The sequence below is a fragment of the Parageobacillus sp. VR-IP genome, assembly GCF_013357975.1.
Taxonomy (GTDB): Bacteria; Bacillota; Bacilli; order Bacillales; family Anoxybacillaceae; genus Saccharococcus; species Saccharococcus caldoxylosilyticus.
The window spans coordinates 295,698-315,909 of record NZ_JABVYQ010000002.1 but is presented as its reverse complement, the minus strand read 5'-3'; the positions used below and the strand labels follow the sequence as shown (position 1 = coordinate 315,909).

The 20,212-nt window shown below is 48.3% G+C and carries 18 protein-coding genes; 15 read left to right on the top strand and 3 right to left on the bottom strand.

Translation table 11 applies throughout. From position 1 onward, the window contains the following. The first annotated feature begins 28 nt into the window (after window positions 1-28). From HT574_RS07030 to HT574_RS19840, 5 genes are all read left to right on the top strand, one after another. The gene (locus HT574_RS07030; RefSeq protein WP_175244019.1) at window positions 29-1,525 is read left to right on the top strand and encodes a sugar ABC transporter ATP-binding protein; all 1,497 of its coding nucleotides are present in this window, start codon (window positions 29-31) and stop codon (window positions 1,523-1,525) included. Further along, on the top strand, window positions 1,522-2,466 hold the full coding sequence (rbsC, locus tag HT574_RS07025; protein WP_175244018.1) for a ribose ABC transporter permease: 945 nt from the start codon (window positions 1,522-1,524) through the stop codon (window positions 2,464-2,466). The genes HT574_RS07030 and rbsC overlap by 4 nt, the downstream gene beginning before the upstream one ends. A gap of 35 nt (window positions 2,467-2,501) precedes the next feature. Next, window positions 2,502-3,440, top strand: coding sequence for a ribose ABC transporter substrate-binding protein RbsB (gene rbsB, locus HT574_RS07020; RefSeq protein ID WP_175244017.1), 939 nt, complete (start codon window positions 2,502-2,504; stop codon window positions 3,438-3,440). Between the two features lie 99 nt (window positions 3,441-3,539). Further along, complete coding sequence (locus HT574_RS07015; RefSeq protein WP_175244016.1) at window positions 3,540-3,995, top strand: VanZ family protein; 456 nt, start codon at window positions 3,540-3,542, stop codon at window positions 3,993-3,995. Window positions 3,996-4,088: 93 nt separating this feature from the next. Then, window positions 4,089-4,217: a DUF3789 domain-containing protein gene (locus HT574_RS19840; RefSeq protein ID WP_017437842.1), complete on the top strand. Its 129-nt coding sequence runs from the start codon at window positions 4,089-4,091 to the stop codon at window positions 4,215-4,217. A 99-nt stretch (window positions 4,218-4,316) separates the two neighbouring features. On the opposite strand, the gene HT574_RS07010 is transcribed toward HT574_RS19840, so the two are convergent. Together HT574_RS07010 and gloA2 are read right to left on the bottom strand one after the other, a co-directional pair. Beyond that, the gene (locus tag HT574_RS07010; protein WP_175244015.1) at window positions 4,317-5,300 is read right to left on the bottom strand and encodes a Gfo/Idh/MocA family protein; all 984 of its coding nucleotides are present in this window, start codon (window positions 5,298-5,300) and stop codon (window positions 4,317-4,319) included. 35 nt (window positions 5,301-5,335) lie between these two features. Continuing rightward, entirely contained in the window at window positions 5,336-5,722 is a 387-nt protein-coding gene (gene gloA2, locus HT574_RS07005) for an SMU1112c/YaeR family gloxylase I-like metalloprotein (RefSeq protein ID WP_175244014.1), read from the bottom strand. 338 nt (window positions 5,723-6,060) lie between these two features. On the opposite strand from gloA2, the gene HT574_RS07000 reads away from it, so the two are divergent. From HT574_RS07000 to HT574_RS06980, 5 genes are all read left to right on the top strand, one after another. Beyond that, window positions 6,061-7,266 carry a dihydrolipoamide acetyltransferase family protein gene (locus tag HT574_RS07000; RefSeq protein WP_175244013.1) on the top strand — a complete coding sequence of 402 codons (1,206 nt, stop codon included), beginning with the start codon at window positions 6,061-6,063 and terminating at the stop codon, window positions 7,264-7,266. Window positions 7,267-7,282: 16 nt separating this feature from the next. Continuing rightward, complete coding sequence (gene pdhA, locus HT574_RS06995; protein WP_175244012.1) at window positions 7,283-8,365, top strand: pyruvate dehydrogenase (acetyl-transferring) E1 component subunit alpha; 1,083 nt, start codon at window positions 7,283-7,285, stop codon at window positions 8,363-8,365. A 1-nt stretch (window position 8,366) separates the two neighbouring features. Continuing rightward, window positions 8,367-9,344, top strand: a complete 978-nt coding sequence (locus tag HT574_RS06990; RefSeq protein WP_017436804.1) for an alpha-ketoacid dehydrogenase subunit beta — start codon at window positions 8,367-8,369, stop codon at window positions 9,342-9,344. Window positions 9,345-9,363: 19 nt separating this feature from the next. Continuing rightward, window positions 9,364-10,728 (top strand): FAD-binding oxidoreductase, encoded by a 1,365-nt coding sequence (locus HT574_RS06985; protein WP_175244011.1) that lies wholly within the window; start codon window positions 9,364-9,366, stop codon window positions 10,726-10,728. A gap of 204 nt (window positions 10,729-10,932) precedes the next feature. After that, window positions 10,933-12,369 carry a glycoside hydrolase family 1 protein gene (locus HT574_RS06980; RefSeq protein ID WP_175244010.1) on the top strand — a complete coding sequence of 479 codons (1,437 nt, stop codon included), beginning with the start codon at window positions 10,933-10,935 and terminating at the stop codon, window positions 12,367-12,369. A gap of 11 nt (window positions 12,370-12,380) precedes the next feature. Here the strand turns inward: HT574_RS06980 and HT574_RS06975 are convergent, their stop codons facing one another. Continuing rightward, entirely contained in the window at window positions 12,381-13,118 is a 738-nt protein-coding gene (locus HT574_RS06975; protein WP_175244009.1) for a MurR/RpiR family transcriptional regulator, read from the bottom strand. 305 nt (window positions 13,119-13,423) lie between these two features. Between HT574_RS06975 and HT574_RS06970 the strand changes: the two genes are divergently transcribed. The 5 genes from HT574_RS06970 (at window position 13,424) to HT574_RS06950 (ending at window position 20,157) form a co-directional block, all read left to right on the top strand. Then, window positions 13,424-14,512, top strand: coding sequence for a tellurite resistance/C4-dicarboxylate transporter family protein (locus tag HT574_RS06970; protein ID WP_175244008.1), 1,089 nt, complete (start codon window positions 13,424-13,426; stop codon window positions 14,510-14,512). A 188-nt stretch (window positions 14,513-14,700) separates the two neighbouring features. Next, the gene (locus HT574_RS06965; RefSeq protein ID WP_175244007.1) at window positions 14,701-15,717 is read left to right on the top strand and encodes a sugar-binding protein; all 1,017 of its coding nucleotides are present in this window, start codon (window positions 14,701-14,703) and stop codon (window positions 15,715-15,717) included. After that, entirely contained in the window at window positions 15,710-17,167 is a 1,458-nt protein-coding gene (locus HT574_RS06960) for a sensor histidine kinase (RefSeq protein ID WP_175244006.1), read from the top strand. The genes HT574_RS06965 and HT574_RS06960 overlap by 8 nt, the downstream gene beginning before the upstream one ends. Continuing rightward, on the top strand, window positions 17,164-18,714 hold the full coding sequence (locus tag HT574_RS06955) for a response regulator transcription factor (RefSeq protein WP_175244005.1): 1,551 nt from the start codon (window positions 17,164-17,166) through the stop codon (window positions 18,712-18,714). The genes HT574_RS06960 and HT574_RS06955 overlap by 4 nt, the downstream gene beginning before the upstream one ends. Window positions 18,715-18,858: 144 nt before the next feature. Beyond that, window positions 18,859-20,157: an ABC transporter substrate-binding protein gene (locus HT574_RS06950; RefSeq protein WP_175244004.1), complete on the top strand. Its 1,299-nt coding sequence runs from the start codon at window positions 18,859-18,861 to the stop codon at window positions 20,155-20,157. Window positions 20,158-20,212 lie beyond the last annotated feature (55 nt).

Here is a 20,212-nt window from a genome sequence, read left to right as displayed (position 1 = left end):
GTTCATTTGAAAAAAAGGAGGGAGAGCGATGACGAAACCGTTTATTGAGATGCGGGGCATTAAAAAAGCATTCCACCAGCATGTCGTCTTAAATGGCGTCGATTTTGAAGTACGAGCCGGTGAAGTACACGCGCTCATGGGCGAAAACGGCGCCGGAAAATCGACGTTAATGAAAGTATTAACCGGCATTTATGAGCGCGATGCCGGGACGATCTTGGTGGATGGCCGAGAAGTCCATTATCGCCATCCGAAGGAAGCGGAACGTGATGGGATTTCGGTCATTCATCAGGAGCTTACTATCATTCCTACGTTGTCGGTCGCAGAAAACATTTTCCTTGGGCGGGAGAGCACAATTGGCCGGACAGGTATTATTCGATATAAAGAAATGGAGAAGCAGGCAGAAGTCTATTTGAAGAAGCTAGGGATCCATATTGACCCTAGTGAATTGGCAGGCAATTTATCGGTGGGAAAACAGCAAATTGTTGAGATTGCAGGGGCGCTTTCTACCAATGCGAAATGTTTAATTATGGATGAACCAACCGCGGCTTTGACAGAACGGGAAATTCAAACGTTATTTGAAGTAATTCGAACATTAAAGAAGCAAGGGGTTGCTATCGTCTATATTTCACATCGTATGGAGGAGATTTTTACGATTTGCGACCGTATTTCCGTACTCCGGGACGGACAGTTTATCGGCACGAAGCGCATCGCTGAGACAAACTTTGATGAGATTGTTCACATGATGGTCGGTCGGCAAATTGGAGAGCGCTTTCCAAAACGAAATGCAGTCATTGGCAAGGAACGGCTGCGCGTGGAAGGCTTGACACAGGAAGGTGTCTTCGAAAATGTCTCGTTTTCTGTACGTGCCGGTGAAATTCTCGGTGTGGCAGGATTGATGGGATCAGGACGCACCGAAATTATGGAGGCGATTTTTGGAGCGAGAAAAACGAACAAGGGAACGATTTATATTGATGGCCGACCAGTTCATATTACATCGCCAAGACAAGCGATTGAGCACGGCATCGCAATGATTACAGAAGACCGCAAACAAAAAGGACTCATTTTAAGTATGAGTGTGCGGGAAAATCTAACGTTGCCAAAATCAGAACAATTGGCAACAGCCGGTGTCATTCAGGCGACGAAAGAGCAGGAGTTAGTTTCGTCGTTAATTAAGAAATTAAACATTAAAACGGCATCTCCAGAATTAGAGGTAAAAGCGTTAAGCGGAGGGAACCAGCAAAAAGTCGTATTCGGAAAATGGCTGACAATGGAGCCGCGCATTCTCATTTTAGATGAACCAACGCGCGGGGTTGATGTTGGGGCCAAAAAAGAAATTTATGAAATTATGAATGAACTGACGGCTCAAGGAGTCGCAATTATTATGGTATCGTCTGAGCTCCCGGAAGTACTTGGGATGAGCGATCGCATTATGGTTGTCCATGAAGGGAAAGTTCGCGTTATTTTGGAGAATGAAGGAATTGATCAAGAAACGATTATGCGTGCGGCAACAGGGGGGAACGCATGATGGAAAACAAATGGAATTTTGATATAAAAAAGCTTGGCCCGCTTATCGGCTTCTTCTTGTTATGTATTGTGCTGTCGATATTAAGTGACAGTTTTCTAACGGTCAATAACTGGATGAACGTTTTACGCCAAGTATCGATTAATGCGTTAATCGCGTTTGGGATGACATTCGTTATTTTAACGGGAGGCATTGATTTATCCGTTGGTTCTGTGTTAGCGCTCTCAAGTGCGATTACTGCGGGAATGATGGCAAGTGGAATGAACGGCTTTACCGCCATCATCATCGGATTGCTTGCCGGATTTCTCATGGGTGCGATCAACGGTGTGGTAATCACGAAAGGACGCGTTGCTCCGTTTATTGCCACCTTAGCAACGATGACAATGTTTCGTGGGTTAACCCTTGTTTATACAGATGGCCGTCCTATCACTGGTTTTGCCTCAGACGATATTTCGTTTCAAATGATGGGACGCGGATACTTTCTAGGTATTCCTGTTCCAGTTGTATTTATGCTCATTGCGTACGCTGTTCTGTACTTTGTGTTAAAGAAAACGACGTTTGGCCGCCATACGTATGCGGTTGGCGGAAATGAGGAAGCGAGCCGTTTATCCGGGATTCGCGTCGACCGTTTAAAAATTTGGATTTATTCTTTAACAGGCGGATTATCTGCATTAGCGGGAATCATTTTAACCTCCCGCTTAAACTCGGCGCAGCCAACGGCAGGAACAGCATATGAATTAGATGCGATTGCTGCTGTTGTTCTTGGAGGAACCAGTTTATCTGGCGGACGCGGTTGGATTTTCGGGACGTTGGTTGGTGCGCTCATTATTGGTGTATTAAACAACGGGCTGAACTTATTGAATGTATCTTCATTTTACCAGCAAGTCATTAAAGGGGCAGTCATTCTTCTTGCGGTGCTCCTTGACCGCCGCAAAGAAGCTTGATGAATAAAAAATAATAAAATGAAAGGAAGAGGGCGATGAAAAAGTTAGCTAGCATGTTGTTGGCGTTTTTGTTAGTTGTAGGCGTATTAGCGGGTTGTTCGTTAGATAACGGCGCAACCGGTGACAAAAAAGAAGAAGCGAAAAAAGACGGGAATATGAAAATTGGTTTATCGATTTCAACGTTAAATAACCCATTTTTCGTGACATTAAAAGAAGGAGCTGAAAAGGCGGCGAAAAAAGAAGGTGTGAAATTAATCGTTGTCGATGCGCAAAACGATTCTGCGAAGCAAATTAATGATATCGAAGATTTGATTCAGCAAGATGTTGATTTGATTTTAGTGAATCCAACTGACTCCAGTGCGGTCACATCGGCAATTGAATCGGCTAACAGCGCAAATATTCCTGTGATCACTGTTGACCGTAGCGCGGATGGTGGTAAAGTAGTCACTCACATCGCTTCTGATAACGTTGCTGGTGGAAAAATGGCAGGAGAGTTCATCCTTGAACAATTAAAAAATGGTGGCAATATTGTAGAACTTGAAGGAATTCCAGGTTCATCAGCAGCTCGGGAACGTGGAGAAGGATTCCATCAAGTCATTGATAAAGCATCCAATGTGAAAGTAGTAGCGAAGCAAGCAGCGGATTTTGATCGTGCTAAAGGGTTATCTGTCATGGAAAATATTTTGCAAAGCCATAAGGACATTCAAGCTGTATTTGCCCATAATGATGAAATGGCGCTAGGAGCATTAGAAGCTTTAGAGGCACGCGGTATGAAAGATGTGATCGTCGTTGGTTTTGACGCAACGGAAGACGCCGTGAAAGCAGTAAAAGAAGGAAAAATGGCGGCGACCGTCGCTCAGAAGCCAGAGCTTATTGGAGAGAATGCAGTAAAAACCGCGTTGAAAGTATTAAATGGAGAAAAAGTGGATAAATTTATTCCTATTCCATTAGAGTTAGTAAAAGGAAACGAATAATCGATTGATTTGCCTTCTGTCCATGTACGGGCAGAAGGTATTTTTATTTATGTTGCCACGATTTCATAAAGATAGTAAGGTAAATAACAGGTGATGAAAATGAAGGGAAAAATTCAACGCTGGATCCCGGTCATCGTTTGGTGCATCGTCATTTACTGCTTTAGCGAATTTTCTTTGTTTACCGGGGAGAATACCCAACGCATTTTAGATATGATCCTGTCGTACTTGCCGTTTGGCGGTGGCAAAGAAGAAGGACCGTCTTTACTGAACTTTATCGTCCGGAAGCTGGCACACTTAACCGAGTATGGCATATTGGCGGTGCTTGTCTGGCGGGCGCTGTCGCCAAAGCGGACGGCGTATGCCGGCGCCTGGCTGTTTGCGACGCTGTATGCGATGACGGATGAATGGCATCAATCGTTTGAGCCGGGGCGCACCGCTACGCCGAAAGATGTGGCGATTGACTCGTGCGGCGCGCTGTTGGCCGTTATCGGCGTTTTTCTTTATACACGTTGGACGAAAAAGAGGCATGATCCGGTGAAACACGACGTATCATAATAGAAAACAAATTGCTGGCTCTCCCAAGTATGTTTTTCGACCGAAAAGTAAAGAATGAGAATAATAAGTTGCTAGAAAAGGGAGAGGTCGCCAATGATTTTGTTTATCGCTGGAATGTTTGTCGGATCGCTTGTCATGCTTGTTGTCATGAGCATGATGTTTGTCGCCAAACAGGCAGACGAGAAGAGCGCCAATTGGCAGAAAGAATGGCAAAAGAAATAGCTTCCTGCGAGCATGCAGGAAGCTGTTTTTATCTTTTTTGCCGAGAAGCTCCCAACTTTAAGCGGAGCGTAGGTGGGGGATGAATCGACATTTTGTTTTTTAGTGGTCCGCAGGAAACATGATGCCCGTTTGTTTGCGGGCTTCTTCCATCAAGGCAATTGTGAGCAACGAATGCTCGTGCGAATTGATTTCGGATTCGCGTTTTCCGCTTCGGATCAGCTCGATAAATTCTTTCGCTTCATAATACATCGGATGTTTCTCTTGCGGGACGGTAATGTCTTCTACGCGCCCATCGCGGTAACGGATTTCCACTTTCGTCGGCGTGTGGATTGCGTCGATGAGCATGCTTCCGTCTTCCCCTTGAATTTCCGCAGGCAGATAGGAGTTTGTAATTTTCGAGTACATAACGACGGCGTCCATCTCCTCATAAGTAAAGATAATCGTCCCTTCGCCATCCACGCCTGATTCGAGTTTTAGGCTGCTGGCTTGCAGGCGGTTTGGTTTTCCAAACAAGACGACCATCGGGTAAATGCAATAGACGCCGATATCCATTAACGCGCCGTTGGAAAAGGCAGGGTTGAACGCATTTAATACGGTGCCTTGTTTATACGCGTCATAGCGCGACGAATATTGGCAATAGCTTGCAAAATAGCGGCGGATTTTGCCAAGTTTATGCAAGTGCTGGCGGATCGCCTGAAAGTTCGGGAGCAGCGTCGTTTTCATCGCTTCCATTAACACGACGCCGTTGCGCCGCGCCGCCCCGATCATCGCCTTCACTTCTTTTTCGTTTGATGCGAGCGGTTTTTCGCATAGCACATGTTTGCCGTGGTTCATGAGGAAAACCGCCTGCTCGGCGTGCAGGGAATTCGGGCTGGCGATATAGACGGCGTCGATTTCATCGCTTTTCGCCAGTTCTTCTAGGTCGGTAAACGTGCGCGCTGCCCCTGTTTTTTGCGCAAATTCCCGCGCTTTCTCCTCCGTCCGCGAATATACGGCGGCGAGGGCGAAATCTTCTACTTCTCTAGCCGCTTCAATAAATGCCTCCGTAATCCAGTTCGTGCCGATCGTCGCAAATCGAATCATGCTTGCCCCTCCTTTGTTTTGGTAACTACCCTATTTTACCGCTCATACAACTCAATCGGCAATTCATCCGGATCGCGGAAAAACGTGAACCGCTTTCCTGTAATTGGGTCAACGCGGATTGGCTCCGTCTCGATGCCGTGCGTATGCAAATAGGCGATTGCTTCCTCGATATTTTCGACTTCCAAAGCGAGGTGGCGCAGCCCGCACGCTTCCGGATGGCTTGGCCGCTTCGGCGGATGTTCAAAGGAAAACAGCTCGATTTGCGTATGGTTGCCGACTTGCAAATCCAATTTGTACGAGCGGCGTTCCTCCCGATACTGTTCGTGAATGACGCGGAATCCAAGAATGTTCGTATAAAAATGTTTCGACCGTTCATAGTCGGAACAAATAATGGCGATATGGTGAACGCGAGTGAAGTGCATCGTTTTCCTCCTTGTCGGTAAGCTATTTTGCAATAAAAATAGATTTGCGGCAGTCCGCAAGCTTTGGCGGGAAAAATGTCTTCCCTAATCTATATTGACATGGAACAAAATGTATATTATCATGAAAACAATAGACGATATAATTCAGAATATTTATACTAATCTGTTTTATTAAAAAAATATCTGTATAGATGAAACTGTTTGCTTCAACAAGCTCCTTCCATCTAGCAAAGCCCCAAAGCATATCTGCACCAAGTGCTGTCCGCATCATATTGCTTCTAGAATTATACTACATCATTTTCCAATGAAATAGTAGAAAGGGAGAAGGGGATATAGTCATGCGCTATGAATTTAAACTGCCCGATATCGGTGAAGGATTGCATGAAGCGGAGATTATCCGCTGGTTGATCCAAGAAGGCGACGAGGTGGCGGCCGATCAGCCGATTGCCGAAATTCAGACGGATAAGGCGATGGTGGAAATTACAACGCCGGTGGCCGGAAAAGTGGTGGCGCTCGCCGGACCGGAAGGCGCGACGGTGAAAGTGGGAGAAGCGCTGATCGTCGTTGAGCAGGAGACTGGCAGTGCCGGCCAGCAGGAGGCGGATAGCGTGGAGCCTGCGCCGCTTCAGCGGAAAAAACGGGTGATTGCCGCTCCGTCCGTACGCAAGCGGGCGCGGGAAATGGGCGTTCCGATTGAAGAAGTAGAAGGAAGCGGGGAAGGAGGCAGGGTGACGCTCGCCGATTTGGAGCGGTATGTCAAAGAACGGGAGTCGGCGGCCGCCGCGGCTGCTCCGGCGCTGGAAACCGCCAAGCCATCGGCCGGCGGAAACGACGGCGCCGTGAAAGAAGAACGCCTTCCGATTCGCGGGCTGCGCAAAAAAATCGCTGAGAAAATGGTGAAGTCCGCCTATACGGCTCCGCATGTGACCGGAATGGACGAAGTCGATGTCACGAAACTGGTGGAAATCCGCACTGTCCTTGCCAAACAGCTGGAGTCGGAATCCATCAAGCTGACGTATTTGCCGTTTGTCATTAAGGCGGTGACGCGGGCGCTGCAAGAGCATCCGATTTTTAACGCCATGGTGGATGAAGAAACGAATGAAATAGTCTTAAAGAAAGAGTACCATATCGGCATTGCGACGGCGACGAAAGAGGGCCTTGTCGTTCCCGTCATTAAGCATGCCGATCAAAAATCGATTCGCGAGCTGGCGATGGAGATTGCCGACCTTTCGGAAAAAGCGCATCGGCACACATTGCGCATCGATGAGCTGCAAGGAAGCACCTTTACGATTACAAGCACCGGCGCGGGCGGCGGCTGGTTCGCGACGCCGATCATCAACTATCCGGAAGTGGCGATTTTAGGCGTTCACGCGATTAAGCGCCGGCCAGCCGTCGTCGGGGATGAGATTGTGATCCGTAATATGATGGGGCTGTCGCTGACGTTTGACCATCGCGTCATTGACGGCGAACCAGCCGGACGGTTTATGAGGACGATCGCGCGCATTTTAGAACATCCGGAACAGCTGTTATTAGATGTTCGATGAACAGGGGGGGAAAACGATGTTTGATCAAAACGAATTGCGATTTGAGATGGTGCAGCTGCTTGATGAAAATGGGAATGGGGATGAACAAGAGCTGGCGTCTTTCTCCGATGAGTTTCTCGTGACGCTGTACCGCTGGATGCGCAAAGTGAGAGTCATCGATGAGCGCCTGTTGAAAATGCAGCGGCAAGGGCGGATTGGTACATACGCGCCGTTCAGCGGCCAGGAAGCGGCGCAAATCGGCAGCGTGCTGGCGCTGAGAAAAGACGATTGGATTTTTCCAAGCTATCGGGAAATCGCCGCCTGCTTGGCGCATGGGCTTCCGCTCGCGCAAATTTTTCAGTATGTCCGCGGCCGCGTCATGGGCAGAAAAATGCCGGAGGATTTAAATATTTTTCCGACTCAAATCATTATCGGCGCCCAGACGCTCCACGCGACGGGATGCGCATGGGCGACGAAGCTGAAAGGGGAAACGCAAGTATCGGTCTGCTATTTCGGCGATGGCGCGACATCGGAAGGGGACTTTCATGAAGCGTTGAACTTTGCCTCCGTTTATCAGGTTCCCGTCATTTTCTTCTGCCAAAACAATCACTATGCGATCAGCGTTCCGGTGCATAAGCAGACAGCGAGCCGGACGATCGCGCAAAAAGCGCTCGCCTACGGCATGAAAGGCGTGCTGGTGGACGGCAATGATGCGCTTGCTGTGTACAAAACGATGAAACAAGCGGTGGAGGCGGCGCGCAACGGCGAGGGGCCGATGCTGATTGAAGCGCTGACGTATCGTTTAGGGCCGCATACGACAGCGGACGATCCGACGAAATACCGCAATGCCGAAGAAGTAGAGCAGTGGAAGCGGAAAAAGGATCCGCTTCATCGCCTGCGGGTGCTGCTAGAGAAGCGGGGGCTGTGGACGGAAGAGCAAGAGGAAGCATGGGTCGCGCAAGTGAATGAGGAAGTGACGGAGGCATATGAGGAAGCGACGGCGAACGAAACCGGGTCGATTGTTGATGTATTTGACTACGTATACGGTAAGCCAAGCAAGCTCTTACAGGAGCAGCAGCAAGAAGCCGCGCGGCGGAAACAACGGAAAGAGGTGAGGTAAGATGGCGGAAATCACAATGATTCAAGCGATTAATGAGGCGATGCGCCAAGAAATGGAGCGGGATGAGCGCGTGATCGTCTTAGGTGAAGACGTCGGCACCAACGGCGGCGTGTTTCGCGCCACCGATGGCTTGCTGGAACAGTTTGGCGATCAGCGTGTGTTTGATACGCCGCTTGCCGAATCGGGCATCATCGGCACATCGATTGGGCTCGCGGTCAACGGCTTCCGCCCAATCGCGGAAATTCAGTTCCTCGGTTTTGTCTATCAGGCGATGGATCAGCTGGCAGCTCAGGCGGCCCGCATTCGCTTCCGTTCAGCGGGGCGGTTTACGTGCCCGATCGTCGTGCGCAGTCCATATGGCGGCGGGGTGCGCACGCCCGAATTGCATTCCGACGCGCTGGAGGCGCTGTTTACGCATTCGCCGGGGCTGAAAGTCGTCATGCCATCGAACGCGTATGACGCGAAAGGGTTGCTGATTGCTGCGATTCGTGATGAAGATCCGGTTTTGTTTTTAGAGCCGATGAAATTGTACCGCGCCTTCCGCATGGAAGTGCCGGAGGAGCCGTATGAAATTCCGCTCGGCAAAGCGCGCATCGTCAAAGAAGGGGAAGATGTGACGATCATTTCATGGGGGGCGACCGTTCCGCTTGTCGCGAAACTCGCCGCAGACATGAAAGCGCAAGGCGTGGATGCGGAAGTGATCGATCTGCGCTGCCTGCAGCCGCTTGATATCGATACGATTATGCAATCGGTCGAAAAGACAGGCAGGGTGATGATTGTCCATGAAGCGGTGAAAACGAACGGATTCGGCGCGGAAATTGCCGCACTCATCAGCGAGCGCGCCTTGTTCTCGCTGTCGGCGCCGATCGTGCGCGTCACTGGCTATGATACACCATATCCGGTGCCATCGGTCGAAGATGATTGGCTGCCAAACGCCGCCCGCATCGTCGAAGGAGTACAAACGCTCATGCGCTACTAATGAAAAGAGGAGGATCGCAATGGGACTGTATGAAGATTTGCTGGAACGGATTGGCGACCGCGAACGGGTGACGATAAACGAGACAATTCTTGAGCAGCACAGCAAAGGCATCGCCTATCATGCACCGCGAAAGCCGGATGTCGTCGTGTTTCCGAAAACGGCGGCGGAAGTAAGCGCGGTATTGTCCTACGCCAATGAGCGGCGCATTCCGGTGACGCCGTTTGGCGCCGGAAGCAGCCTTGAAGGGCATGTGATTCCGGTTGAAGGCGGCATTACCCTTGATTTTACTATGATGAACGAAATTATCGAGATTCGCCCGGATGACTTTCTTGCCATTGTCGAGCCGGGAGTCACACGGATGCAGCTGAATCAGGCGCTGAAGCAATACGGCTTGTTTTTCCCGGTCGACCCGGGCGCCGATGCGACGATCGGCGGAATGGCAGCGACGAACGCGAGCGGTACGAACAGCGTCAAATACGGAGTCATGCGCGACCAAGTGCTTGGCCTGGAAGTCGTATTAGCTGACGGAACGACCATCCATACCGGCGGAATGGCGGTGAAATCGTCAGCGGGCTATGATTTAACAGGTCTGTTTGTCGGCTCGGAAGGAACGTTAGGAGCGTTTACGCGCATCATTGTCCGTCTGCAAGGCATCCCGGAAGCGACGAACGCGATAAAAGCCAGTTTCCCGACGCTGGCGGAAGCAGCGCAGGCGGCAGCATCGATTTTAAAGGCGGGGGTTTCGCCAGGGAAAATAGAGCTAGTCGACGAGCAAACGATCGACGCCGTCAACCGATATAAAAAGACGGATTACCCAGTGAAGCCGACATTATTTATCGAATTAAGCGGCAGCGCCGCCAGCATCCAAGACGGCACTGCAATGGTCAAAGAATTGTGCGAGTCGGAAAACGCGGTAGCGTTTGAGGTCGAAGAGGATTCCGTCGCCAGGGCCAAACTATGGGAGGCGCGCCACCATGCAGCGTTTGCCATTCAAGCGGCCTACCCAGGGAAAGCAATGTTATCCACCGACGTATGTGTGCCGATTTCCAAACTGCCGGCGGCGATTGCCGAAACGCGCAAGCTCGTCGATGAATACGGCATGACGGCCGCGATTTTCGGCCATGTCGGCGATGGCAATTATCATACCGTCTTAGCGTTTGACCCGAACGATGCGGAAGAAATGAAACGGATCGAAGAAGTAAATGCCCGCATCGTCCGCTACGCCTTATCGCATGGCGGCACGTGTACGGGCGAGCACGGCATCGGCATCGGCAAGCGGCGGTTTCTATACGAAGAACATCGCGATTCGGTTTCGTTTATGAAAGGGATTAAGCAGCTGTTTGACCCGAACGGTATTATGAATCCGGGAAAAATCTTCCTATAATGATGCTTCCCCACTGATTCCTATTCAGTGGGGAATTTTTTTGAATCTATCAGAGTAACATATTGTTACGCGTATGAAACAAATTTTTTTCGTTTTGTGCGAATTACGGAATTTTGACAACATATTTACTTTTTGTGGGGAAACCCGTTTATTTAGTAAGCAGGGAAATAATGAAAAAATAATGAAGAAAAGGAGGAAAAAGAGATGGAACATAAACAATTGCGCCCATTCCCCGACGGCTTTTTATGGGGCTCCGCCTCGGCTGCATATCAAGTCGAAGGTGCATGGAATGAAGACGGAAAAGGACCGTCGGTTTGGGATGTCTTTGCCAAACAGCCAGGCAGAACGTTTAAAGGAACGAACGGCGATGTCGCGGTCGATCATTATCACCGCTATAAAGAAGACGTGGCATTAATGGCGGAAACGGGGCTAAAAGCGTACCGCTTCTCTATCGCGTGGAGCCGCGTATTCCCAAGCGGAAAAGGGGAAGTGAACGAAAAAGGGCTGCAGTTTTACGATAATCTGATCAATGAATTGTTAACACATAACATTGAGCCAGTGATTACGCTTTATCATTGGGATGTTCCGCAGGCGCTGATGGACGAATATGGCGCATGGGAGTCGCGGCAGATCATCGATGATTTTCATGATTATGCGGTAACGCTGTTTCAGCGGTTTGGCGATCGCGTCAAATATTGGGTGACGCTCAACGAACAAAATATTTTCATTACGTTCGGCTATCGGTTAGGGCTGCATCCACCAGGAGTCAAAGACGTTAAACGCATGTATGAGGCGAACCATATTGCCAATTTGGCGAACGCCAAAGTGATTCAAGCGTTCCGCCACTATGTGCCGGACGGCAAAATCGGCCCGAGCTTCGCTTATTCGCCGATGTATCCATATGATTGCCGGCCGGAAAATGTGCTGGCGTTTGAAAATGCCGAAGAATTTCAAAACCATTGGTGGATGGACGTATACGCCTGGGGCACGTATCCGCAAGCCGCCTGGAACTATCTTGAGCAACAAGGGTTGGCCCCGACGATACAACCCGGCGATATGGAATTATTGAAAGCGGGGAAACCGGATTTTATGGGCGTCAATTATTATCAAACGAAAACGATCGAGTATAATCCGCTAAACGGTGTCGGCGAGGGAATCATGAACACGACCGGCAAAAAAGGAACTTCGACGGAAAGCGGCGTTCCGGGACTGTTTAAAACGATTCGCAATCCGTATTTAGAAACGACGAACTGGGATTGGACAATTGACCCGGTCGGCCTTCACATCGGATTGCGCCGCATCGCCAACCGCTATGGGCTGCCTGTTTTCATTACCGAAAACGGTCTCGGCGAATTTGACAAGTTGGAAGATGGCGATATCGTCAACGATGATTACCGCATTGACTATCTTCGCCACCATATTCAAGAAATCCAGCGCGCGATCACCGACGGCGTCGATGTCATTGGCTATTGCACATGGTCGTTTACCGATCTTCTCAGCTGGCTGAACGGCTATCAAAAGCGGTACGGGTTTGTGTATGTCAACCGTGATGACGAATCGGAAAAAGATTTGCGCCGCATTAAAAAGAAAAGCTTTTACTGGTATAAACAAGTGATTGCTTCGAACGGCAAAGAGCTTTGAGCGTTTGCCAGTTATGCAAGCGGCCCGTTCAGCATCCGGTACATCTCTTTTGCCAGGCTTTCCAGCAAGTAAATGACCGGGATTTGCGTCGTGACATTCGTTTGTTCGACAAATTCGGTATTGACGTAATACGTCAAGTTGTAATCCGACATTTTCGCCAGAGAACAATGTTTGCGGTTGGTGATGCTGATGATGGTACTCCCTTTCTCTTTTAAGCGGTGGACCTGTGATAGCGTATAGGACGTTTCGCCCGATACGGATAAAGCGATGGCTACGCAGTTGTTGAAATAATGGCCGTAAATTGGGAAAAACGGATCTTTAATGTAAACGGAAAACTTTTCCATCGCAGAAAAATAGCGGGAGCCGTATTCCGCCAAAATGCCGGAGCTGCCGGAACCGACGAAAATGACGTTGTCGGCGCGGGCGATCGCGGCGGCCGCTTCGCGGATCGTCTGCTGGTAATCGGTTTTTAAGGTCCGCTCAAAAAATTCGGCGAGCGTATCTTGGGCGTTGGTGATAAAGAACCGCTCGTTTTGCTGCAAATATAGTTTCAGTTTCGTTTTAAACTCGGAAAAGCCGTCGCAGCCTACCTTTTTGCAAAAGCGCAGAATTGTTGGCGGCGAAACATGCACCGCATCCGCGAGCTCGCGAATGCGCATATATACTACTTCATTGGCGTGTTTCGTGACATAGTTGTAGATGATATAGTCCAGTTCAGAAAAACGGGCGATTTGTTCGGGCGTAAACATATTGACACCTCGGTTTGTTTGCTTTAAGCGGATTATTTTTATTCATTATAGCATGCCGAGCAACTGTGGGCTCGTCCAGCCAATCCAATCATTCATATCATATTGGAGCGAGAAGCCCTCACTTTTGCCAAACGGAAGTGGGGGATGAATCGCTTTTTTTTTTTTTTCAAAAATGATAAATGATACAGAATTTCAGAAGGAAAACATGTAAAATAAAAAAGGAAGGAGAGGTCCATGATAAGTATTGGAACAATGTGTAAAAAAACGTTTTAAAATGAATGTAGACTGTATTTAGGAGTGGAACAATGATTCGTTATATTAAACAAATGTCGGTCAATCTATTTCCAGGTTATTTTGCCCTTGTCATGGCTACAGGAGCGCTATCGATTGCCACATTTTTGCTTGGTATGCACCTCATTTCTAGGTTGTTACTGTATTTTAACACAGTTGCTTACATCACTTTATGGTGTCTTACTTTGTTCCGTCTGATTCGATTTACGCCGCGGATCATAGCGGATTTGACCAGCCATACGCTTGGCCCTGGGTTTTTTACTTTGGTTGCCGGGACTTGTGTGCTTGGCAGCCAGCTGATTACCGTAGCCCATCATTATTCATTAGCGCTTTATTTATGGTTTTTAGGAATTATTCTTTGGATTGTCGTTATGTATACATTTTTTACGGCAGTTACGGTGCGAAAGGATAAGCCTACTTTGGCAGAAGGGATTAATGGTGCTTGGCTCATTGCCGCTGTGGCCACGCAATCCATTTCTGTCCTTGGCACATTGCTTTCCTCCCATGTGGAAAACGGACGGGAAATCCTCTTATTTTTCGCTTTATGCATGTACTTGCTAGGCTGTATGTTATACTTGAACATTATTACCTTGATTTTTTATCGGTTTACTTTTGCCGAGCTTAAAATTGCTGCGCTGACCCCGCCATATTGGATCAATATGGGGGCGGTCGCCATTACTACGCTGGCGGGATCAACGTTAATGCTACATTCGCAAAATTGGCCTTTTCTTGGTGAAGTGATGCCATTTTTAAAAGGATTCACGTTATTTTTTTGGATTACGGGTACATGGTGGATTCCGTTGTTGTTTATTCTTATGGTATGGCGCCATCTTTACCATCATTACCCATTGAAATATGACCCGCAATTTTGGGGGATGGCCTTCCCGCTTGCGATGTATACGACTAGCACATATCAATTGGCTAAAGCGTTAAATATCCCTTTTTTATTAGTGATTCCCCGTTTTATGGTATATATTGCAATGGCCGCATGGCTAACATTGCTAATTGGTTTGATTCACCATTTATATCTTAGCTTTCGTGCTCATCAGAACATTTCTTCCGGACAGGCTTTCTCCTGGCAGCGCAGGGGAGGGGGAAGCTGAATAAGAAATTTTTGTGGATCAGATAAGGAGCGTGGGCCGAGGCAAATATCCGGCCATTTCCGTAAAACGCTGACTCCAAAGGTCATCCATTCAACCTTTGGGGTCATTTTTTATTATCCCAGTGTTGAAAAATTTAGGTACAATGATGATTAGAGGAAAATGGTTTGGATTCGCACAGGAGGTTGTCTATGCGTCGTACATGGTGGAAGTGGGGCATTTATGCCGGCAGCATCGTGGCGCTTGTTGCAAGCGCTTCCTTTACGATCTATTGCGCGTGGAAGGTGTATGCCTATCATCAGCCCGGTGAAGGGGCGACAGTGAAAACGGAAAATAACGAGTATCATTTTGTCCTCGTTCCCGAGGAGCTGGATAACGATTATTGGCGACTCGTAGAAAAAGGGGCAAAAGCGGCCGCAAAGGAATTGGGGGTAAACCTTGAATATGTCGGACCGCGGCAGGCCAACATTGATGAACATATTCATATTCTTGAAAAAGCGGCTGCTTCCAAAGTAGATGGAATTATGACACAAGGATTAACGGAAAAAGAGTTTACCCCGGTCATCAATCATATAGTGGAAAAAAATATTCCGGTGGTGACGATTGACACCGATGCCCCAACAAGCAAACGCACGGCGTATATAGGGACCGATAACTATTATGCCGGTTTTATCGCCGGACGGGCATTAGCCGAAGATATGCACGGAAAGGCAAATGTGGCGATCATTACCGGCAGTTTGACCGCTTCCCACCAACAGCTGCGCGTGCAAGGGTTTAAAGATGCGGTGAAGCAAGAAAAGGGAATTCGCATCGTCGCCATTGAAGAGTCGCATATTACGCGCGTGCAGGCAGCGGAAAAAGCATACAACATTTTAAAAAAGCATCCGGAAGTGAATGCGTTTTATGGGACAAGCGCGCTTGATGCGATTGGCATCGCCAAGGTCGTCGAGCAGTTTCACCGTGAAAAGGGAACGTATATTATCGGATTTGATACGCTGCCAGAGACGATTCACTATTTGCAAAAAGGAACGATTCATGCCACGGTGGTGCAGGAGCCGTACGAAATGGGGTATCGCGCGGTGAAAACGATGGTCGATATTAGGAAAGGAAACGATGTTCCATCGGTAACGAATACGGAAACGAAAGTGATCCGCAAGCAAGATTTGCCGCTGCGCCCTTCCCGCAACTACGAGGTGAAACATGATTAAAATCCGTACGAAAGTATTGCTCTATTTTAGCATTTTCATTGTGCTGCTAAACGCCACGGTCTTCTTTTTCTACCAAAGCAGCGAAGATATTGTGACCGACTATGACTACAGCATGCGCCGGCTGCTTTTGTTTAATGAAATTTCGCAGCGGACAAACCGGCTGGTAGAACAGTTGAACGCTTATGTGACAGAAAAAGATGAGCGCTATTTTCGGGAGTATGAGCGCCAATACCGGTGGCTGCAGCAGCACCGCAGACAAGTAGGCGAAGCGCTTTCCAACCGGAATAATCGTCTTTTGGTGGAAAACTACCAACATATGATTGAAAGTTTGCTAGAGGAAGGAGCGCTGACGGTTTACCACTTTCAAGCAGGCAATATTGGCTTATATTCTTCCCATCTTCATGAAACCATGAAGATCGCTTCTTTTATTCAAGAGACGACCCTTTCCCTCATTGACGAGGAGTTAACGACCTATCAACATTTTTATAATGAAGTGGAAGCGCGGAATCGTTATTTTCGCTATATGGGAATGGGGCTGTTTGTGACGACGTTTTTGCTTGGCGTCCTTTTAGCCGTATGGTTTTCCGGAGGGCTGACAAAGCCGATTGCGCGCCTTTCCCGGGCCGCTCGGGAAATCGCCAGCGGGAAGCTGGATGGCCCCGATGTCATCAGCGCCACCAATGATGAATTGAAGCTGCTGACTGATACGTTTAACGATATGCGCCGCAACCTGAAGCGGCTGATCGAGGAAATGAAGCAAAAATCAGAGCTGGATCGGCTTGTCAAAGAGTTGGAGTTAAAAAGTTTGCAAAGCCAAATTAATCCGCACTTTTTATTTAACACGTTAAACGTTGTCTCTAAAATGGCGTATTTAGAAGAAGCGAACCAAACATCAAGGCTGATCGAAGCGATTGCCGCCATTTTGCGCTATAACTTGGGAGATTTGCAGCGCACGGTCACGTTGGCCGACGAGGTGCACATAGCGCACGAGTACTTTTTTATTCAACAGACGCGTTTTTTTGACCGCATTAAATTTTCCATGGATGTAGAGGAGTCATGTTTATCGCTGCCGATTCCGCCACTGACGTTGCAGCCGCTCATTGAAAATGCGTTTATTCATGGAATTGAATCGTATGAAAAAGGAGCGGTGCTTTCGTTAAAAGTGGAAAAAAGGAAGGAGCTTGTAGTCATTGAAATAAGAGACAACGGAGTGGGAATGAGCGAAGAAGTGAAAGAAAAGCTAACCGCCTTTATCAAAGGGGAAGAAACGGATTCCATTTCTCATGGAAAAACGCACGGCCACTCGACTGGCATCGGGATGCGGAACGTCATTCGCCGGCTGCAGCTGTTTTACGGGATACAAGATGTCATCGAAATTGAATCAGCGGTTGGCAAAGGAACAACGATCCGCTTGCTTTTGCCAATGACAAAAGGGGGGAAGGACGCATGAGGATCGCCATTGTCGACGATGAAGCGCTGGAGCGGAAAGCATTGCGAAAAATGATTCGCGACCATCTCCCAGCGATGGAAGTGATCGCGGAAGCGGTCAACGGAAGAGAAGCAGTGGAGATTGCTGATCAATATAAGCCGGATGTGATGTTGATGGATATTAAAATGCCCGGAATCGACGGGCTTAAGGCGATCGAATGGATTCGCCGAAACCATCCGGATATCAAGTTTATTATCGTTTCCGCGTTTGATACGTTTGATTATGCGAAGCAAGCGATGCGGCATGGGGTAAAAGAATATTTATTAAAACCAAGCCGGAAAGAAGAAGTGATCGGGGCGCTGCGGCGGGTGTATGACGAATTAATGGAAGAGCGGCGGAAAGAGGAAGAAAATCGGGAATTGCAAAAGCGGGTGCACCAATTGCAAAAGCTGGTCGAAAAAGAGTGGCTATCTGTGCTCATGCTAGAGGAAGTGTCTTCAGAAGAATGGAAACAGTGGGAGGCGCTGCTTCCGTTTTCGATCGACTCGGGAATGTTTATGGTGATTCAATTTCCAAGCGGCGGAAAAAAGGAGGATTGGAAGTACTGGATCGAGCAGACGCTTGGCGAAAAGGCGGCGGTGCGTTATGTCATTGGCAAAATGATGGACGGACAAATGCCGGTGTTGTTTTTTCATGATGCCGCGGATAAAGCATTTCCATGGAAGGCGACGATCCAGTCCCTTGCCCTCGAACTGATTCAGAAGTTCGAACAGCAATATGGACAAACGCTTTATATTGGCCTTGGCTCCCCGGCATCACATCTGGAAGAATTGCGACAGTCTTATTACGAAGCACTTGCCGCGGTGCAATATTATGCCACGCAAAAAAAGGCAAAGAGCGGGTTCCTGCCGAAAAAAGCGGTATTCGCAGCGGCAACCATCGATCAAACGGAAAGAGAAAAACGATTGTTGGATGCCGTGCGCCAAGGCGATTTGGAGCAGGCGCTTTCGCAATGCCTCTCGTATATCGAGGAGGCCGCCGCCCATCATCCGTTTGCGGCCGTGCAGCAGAAGCTGGAGGAAACGTTTGTTTTGCTTAGCCGCATGTTGGCCGATTTCGGCATAGCGTATGAGCGGACCACCACTTTTCATTCATGCCGTTCCCTTGAAGAATTGAAAAAGACCGCTGCGGAGCAGCTGCAGCACATGACCCGCCATATCCAGGCATGGCGCCACCAGCAGGCAAACGGAAAGCTTGGCAAGGCGAAAGATTATATTGATGAACATTACCATCATCTGCTGACACTGGAAGAAGTGGCGGAATATGTTGGTATCAGTCCATACTACTTTAGCAAACTATTTAAAGACCGCTTCGGCAAGACGTTTATTGACTATGTGACCGATGTGCGCATCGCCCGCGCGAAAAAGGAAATGGCCAATCCGAATAAAAGCCTCAAAGAAATTTGTTTTCTCGTCGGCTATAATGACCCGAATTATTTTAGCCGCGTTTTTAAAAAGCATACCGGCCTGTCCCCGAGCGAATATCGGAAAAAGCTCCTGGCCCCATGATCGTGGCCAGGAGCTTTTTTGTCGATGGACAAAAAAGTGAAGAAGATCGCAAAAAAGTATAGGGATTTATTCGCGGAAACGGCGCAAAAACATGTTACATTCATATTGAAGGGGTTTTCATGATGAAATGAGGGGGAGGAGAGCGTGAAGAAAAAAGGATTATGGTTGTCTTTAGCGTTAGTGTTTGGTTTCACGTTATCTGGCTGTAATTCCGATTCCGCATCGAATAATGGCCAGAAAGAGGACCAAAGCGCCAGCAAAGGACATGAGAAGCTAGAAATATTCAGCTGGTGGACGGGCGCCGGCGAAGAAGATGGATTGAAAGCGCTGCTCAAGCTGTTCCAAGAAAAATATCCAGATATTCCAGTGGAAAACGCGGCGGTAGCCGGAGGAGCGGGAACGAACGCGAAAGCGGTACTAGCGAGCCGCATGCAAGGAAATGACCCTCCTGCGACATTCCAAGTGCACGGCGGTGCGGAGCTCAATGAAGGATGGGTCGCCGCTGGCAAAATGGAACCGCTCAATGATTTGTATGAAAAAGAAGGCTGGATGGATAAGTTTCCGAAATCATTGATCGACATGGTCAGCAAAGATGGAAAAATTTATTCCGTTCCTGTCAACATTCACCGCGGCAATGTGCTTTGGTATAACAAAAAAATCTTTGCGGAAAACGGCCTCGAGCCGCCAAAAACGTTTGATGAGTTTTTCCAAGTTGCCGAAAAGCTGAAAGCAAAAGGCATTACGCCGCTTGCGTTGGGGGATAAGGAGCCGTGGACGGCAACGCATATTTTTGAAACCGTTTTATTGGGCACACTCGGTACGGAAGATTACAAAAAGCTTTGGACAGGAGAATTGTCGTTTGACGATCCGAAAGTGAAAGAAGCGGTCAACACGTTTAAGAAAATGTTAAATTACGTCAACGAAGACCACAGCTCCCGCAACTGGCAAGATGCCGCTCAATTGGTCGGCAAGGGCGAAGCGGCGATGAACATTATGGGAGATTGGGTCAAAGGCTATTTTGTCAATGATTTGAAATTAAAAGTGAATGAAGATTTCGGATATGTGCCGACGCCAAACACAGAAGGCAAATTCATGGTCATTACCGATACGTTTGGCTTGCCAAAAGGCGTGAAAAATCCGGACGATGTGAAGAAATTTTTAGCGGTGCTTGGTTCCGTGGAGGGACAAGATACGTTCAACCCTCTTAAAGGCTCGATTCCGGCTCGCATTGATGCGGATCTATCTAAATATGACGAATATGGAAAACAAACAATTCAAGATTTCAAAACGGCGGAGCTGGCGCCAAGCTTAGCGCACGGATCGGCGGCTCCGGAAGGATTTGTGACAAAAGTAAACCAAGCGGTCAATATTTTCGTGACGCAGAAAGATACGAAAACGTTTATCGATACACTTGTATCAGCTTCGTCAGAATTGAAGAAATAAACACGAAAAGGGGACGGGAACCATTCTCTTCCCCTTTTCGTGTTACGACGGGAGG

Bases quoted from the DNA above. Each gene is read 5' to 3' on its own strand.
- HT574_RS07030 (WP_175244019.1), top strand. From the start codon at position 29: ATGACGAAACCGTTTATTGAGATGCGGGGCATTAAAAAAGCATTCCAC.
- HT574_RS07010 (WP_175244015.1), bottom strand. From the start codon at position 5,300: ATGATTCGATTTGCGACGATCGGCACGAACTGGATTACGGAGGCATTT.
- HT574_RS06965 (WP_175244007.1), top strand. From the start codon at position 14,701: ATGCGTCGTACATGGTGGAAGTGGGGCATTTATGCCGGCAGCATCGTG.
- HT574_RS06960 (WP_175244006.1), top strand. From the start codon at position 15,710: ATGATTAAAATCCGTACGAAAGTATTGCTCTATTTTAGCATTTTCATT.
- HT574_RS06985 (WP_175244011.1), top strand. From the start codon at position 9,364: ATGGGACTGTATGAAGATTTGCTGGAACGGATTGGCGACCGCGAACGG.
- HT574_RS06955 (WP_175244005.1), top strand. From the start codon at position 17,164: ATGAGGATCGCCATTGTCGACGATGAAGCGCTGGAGCGGAAAGCATTG.
- HT574_RS19840 (WP_017437842.1), top strand. From the start codon at position 4,089: ATGATTTTGTTTATCGCTGGAATGTTTGTCGGATCGCTTGTCATGCTT.
- HT574_RS06975 (WP_175244009.1), bottom strand. From the start codon at position 13,118: ATGTTTACGCCCGAACAAATCGCCCGTTTTTCTGAACTGGACTATATC.
- pdhA (WP_175244012.1), top strand. From the start codon at position 7,283: ATGTTTGATCAAAACGAATTGCGATTTGAGATGGTGCAGCTGCTTGAT.
- rbsB (WP_175244017.1), top strand. From the start codon at position 2,502: ATGAAAAAGTTAGCTAGCATGTTGTTGGCGTTTTTGTTAGTTGTAGGC.
- HT574_RS06990 (WP_017436804.1), top strand. From the start codon at position 8,367: ATGGCGGAAATCACAATGATTCAAGCGATTAATGAGGCGATGCGCCAA.
- HT574_RS06980 (WP_175244010.1), top strand. From the start codon at position 10,933: ATGGAACATAAACAATTGCGCCCATTCCCCGACGGCTTTTTATGGGGC.
- HT574_RS06970 (WP_175244008.1), top strand. From the start codon at position 13,424: ATGATTCGTTATATTAAACAAATGTCGGTCAATCTATTTCCAGGTTAT.
- HT574_RS07000 (WP_175244013.1), top strand. From the start codon at position 6,061: ATGCGCTATGAATTTAAACTGCCCGATATCGGTGAAGGATTGCATGAA.
- rbsC (WP_175244018.1), top strand. From the start codon at position 1,522: ATGATGGAAAACAAATGGAATTTTGATATAAAAAAGCTTGGCCCGCTT.
- gloA2 (WP_175244014.1), bottom strand. From the start codon at position 5,722: ATGCACTTCACTCGCGTTCACCATATCGCCATTATTTGTTCCGACTAT.
- HT574_RS07015 (WP_175244016.1), top strand. From the start codon at position 3,540: ATGAAGGGAAAAATTCAACGCTGGATCCCGGTCATCGTTTGGTGCATC.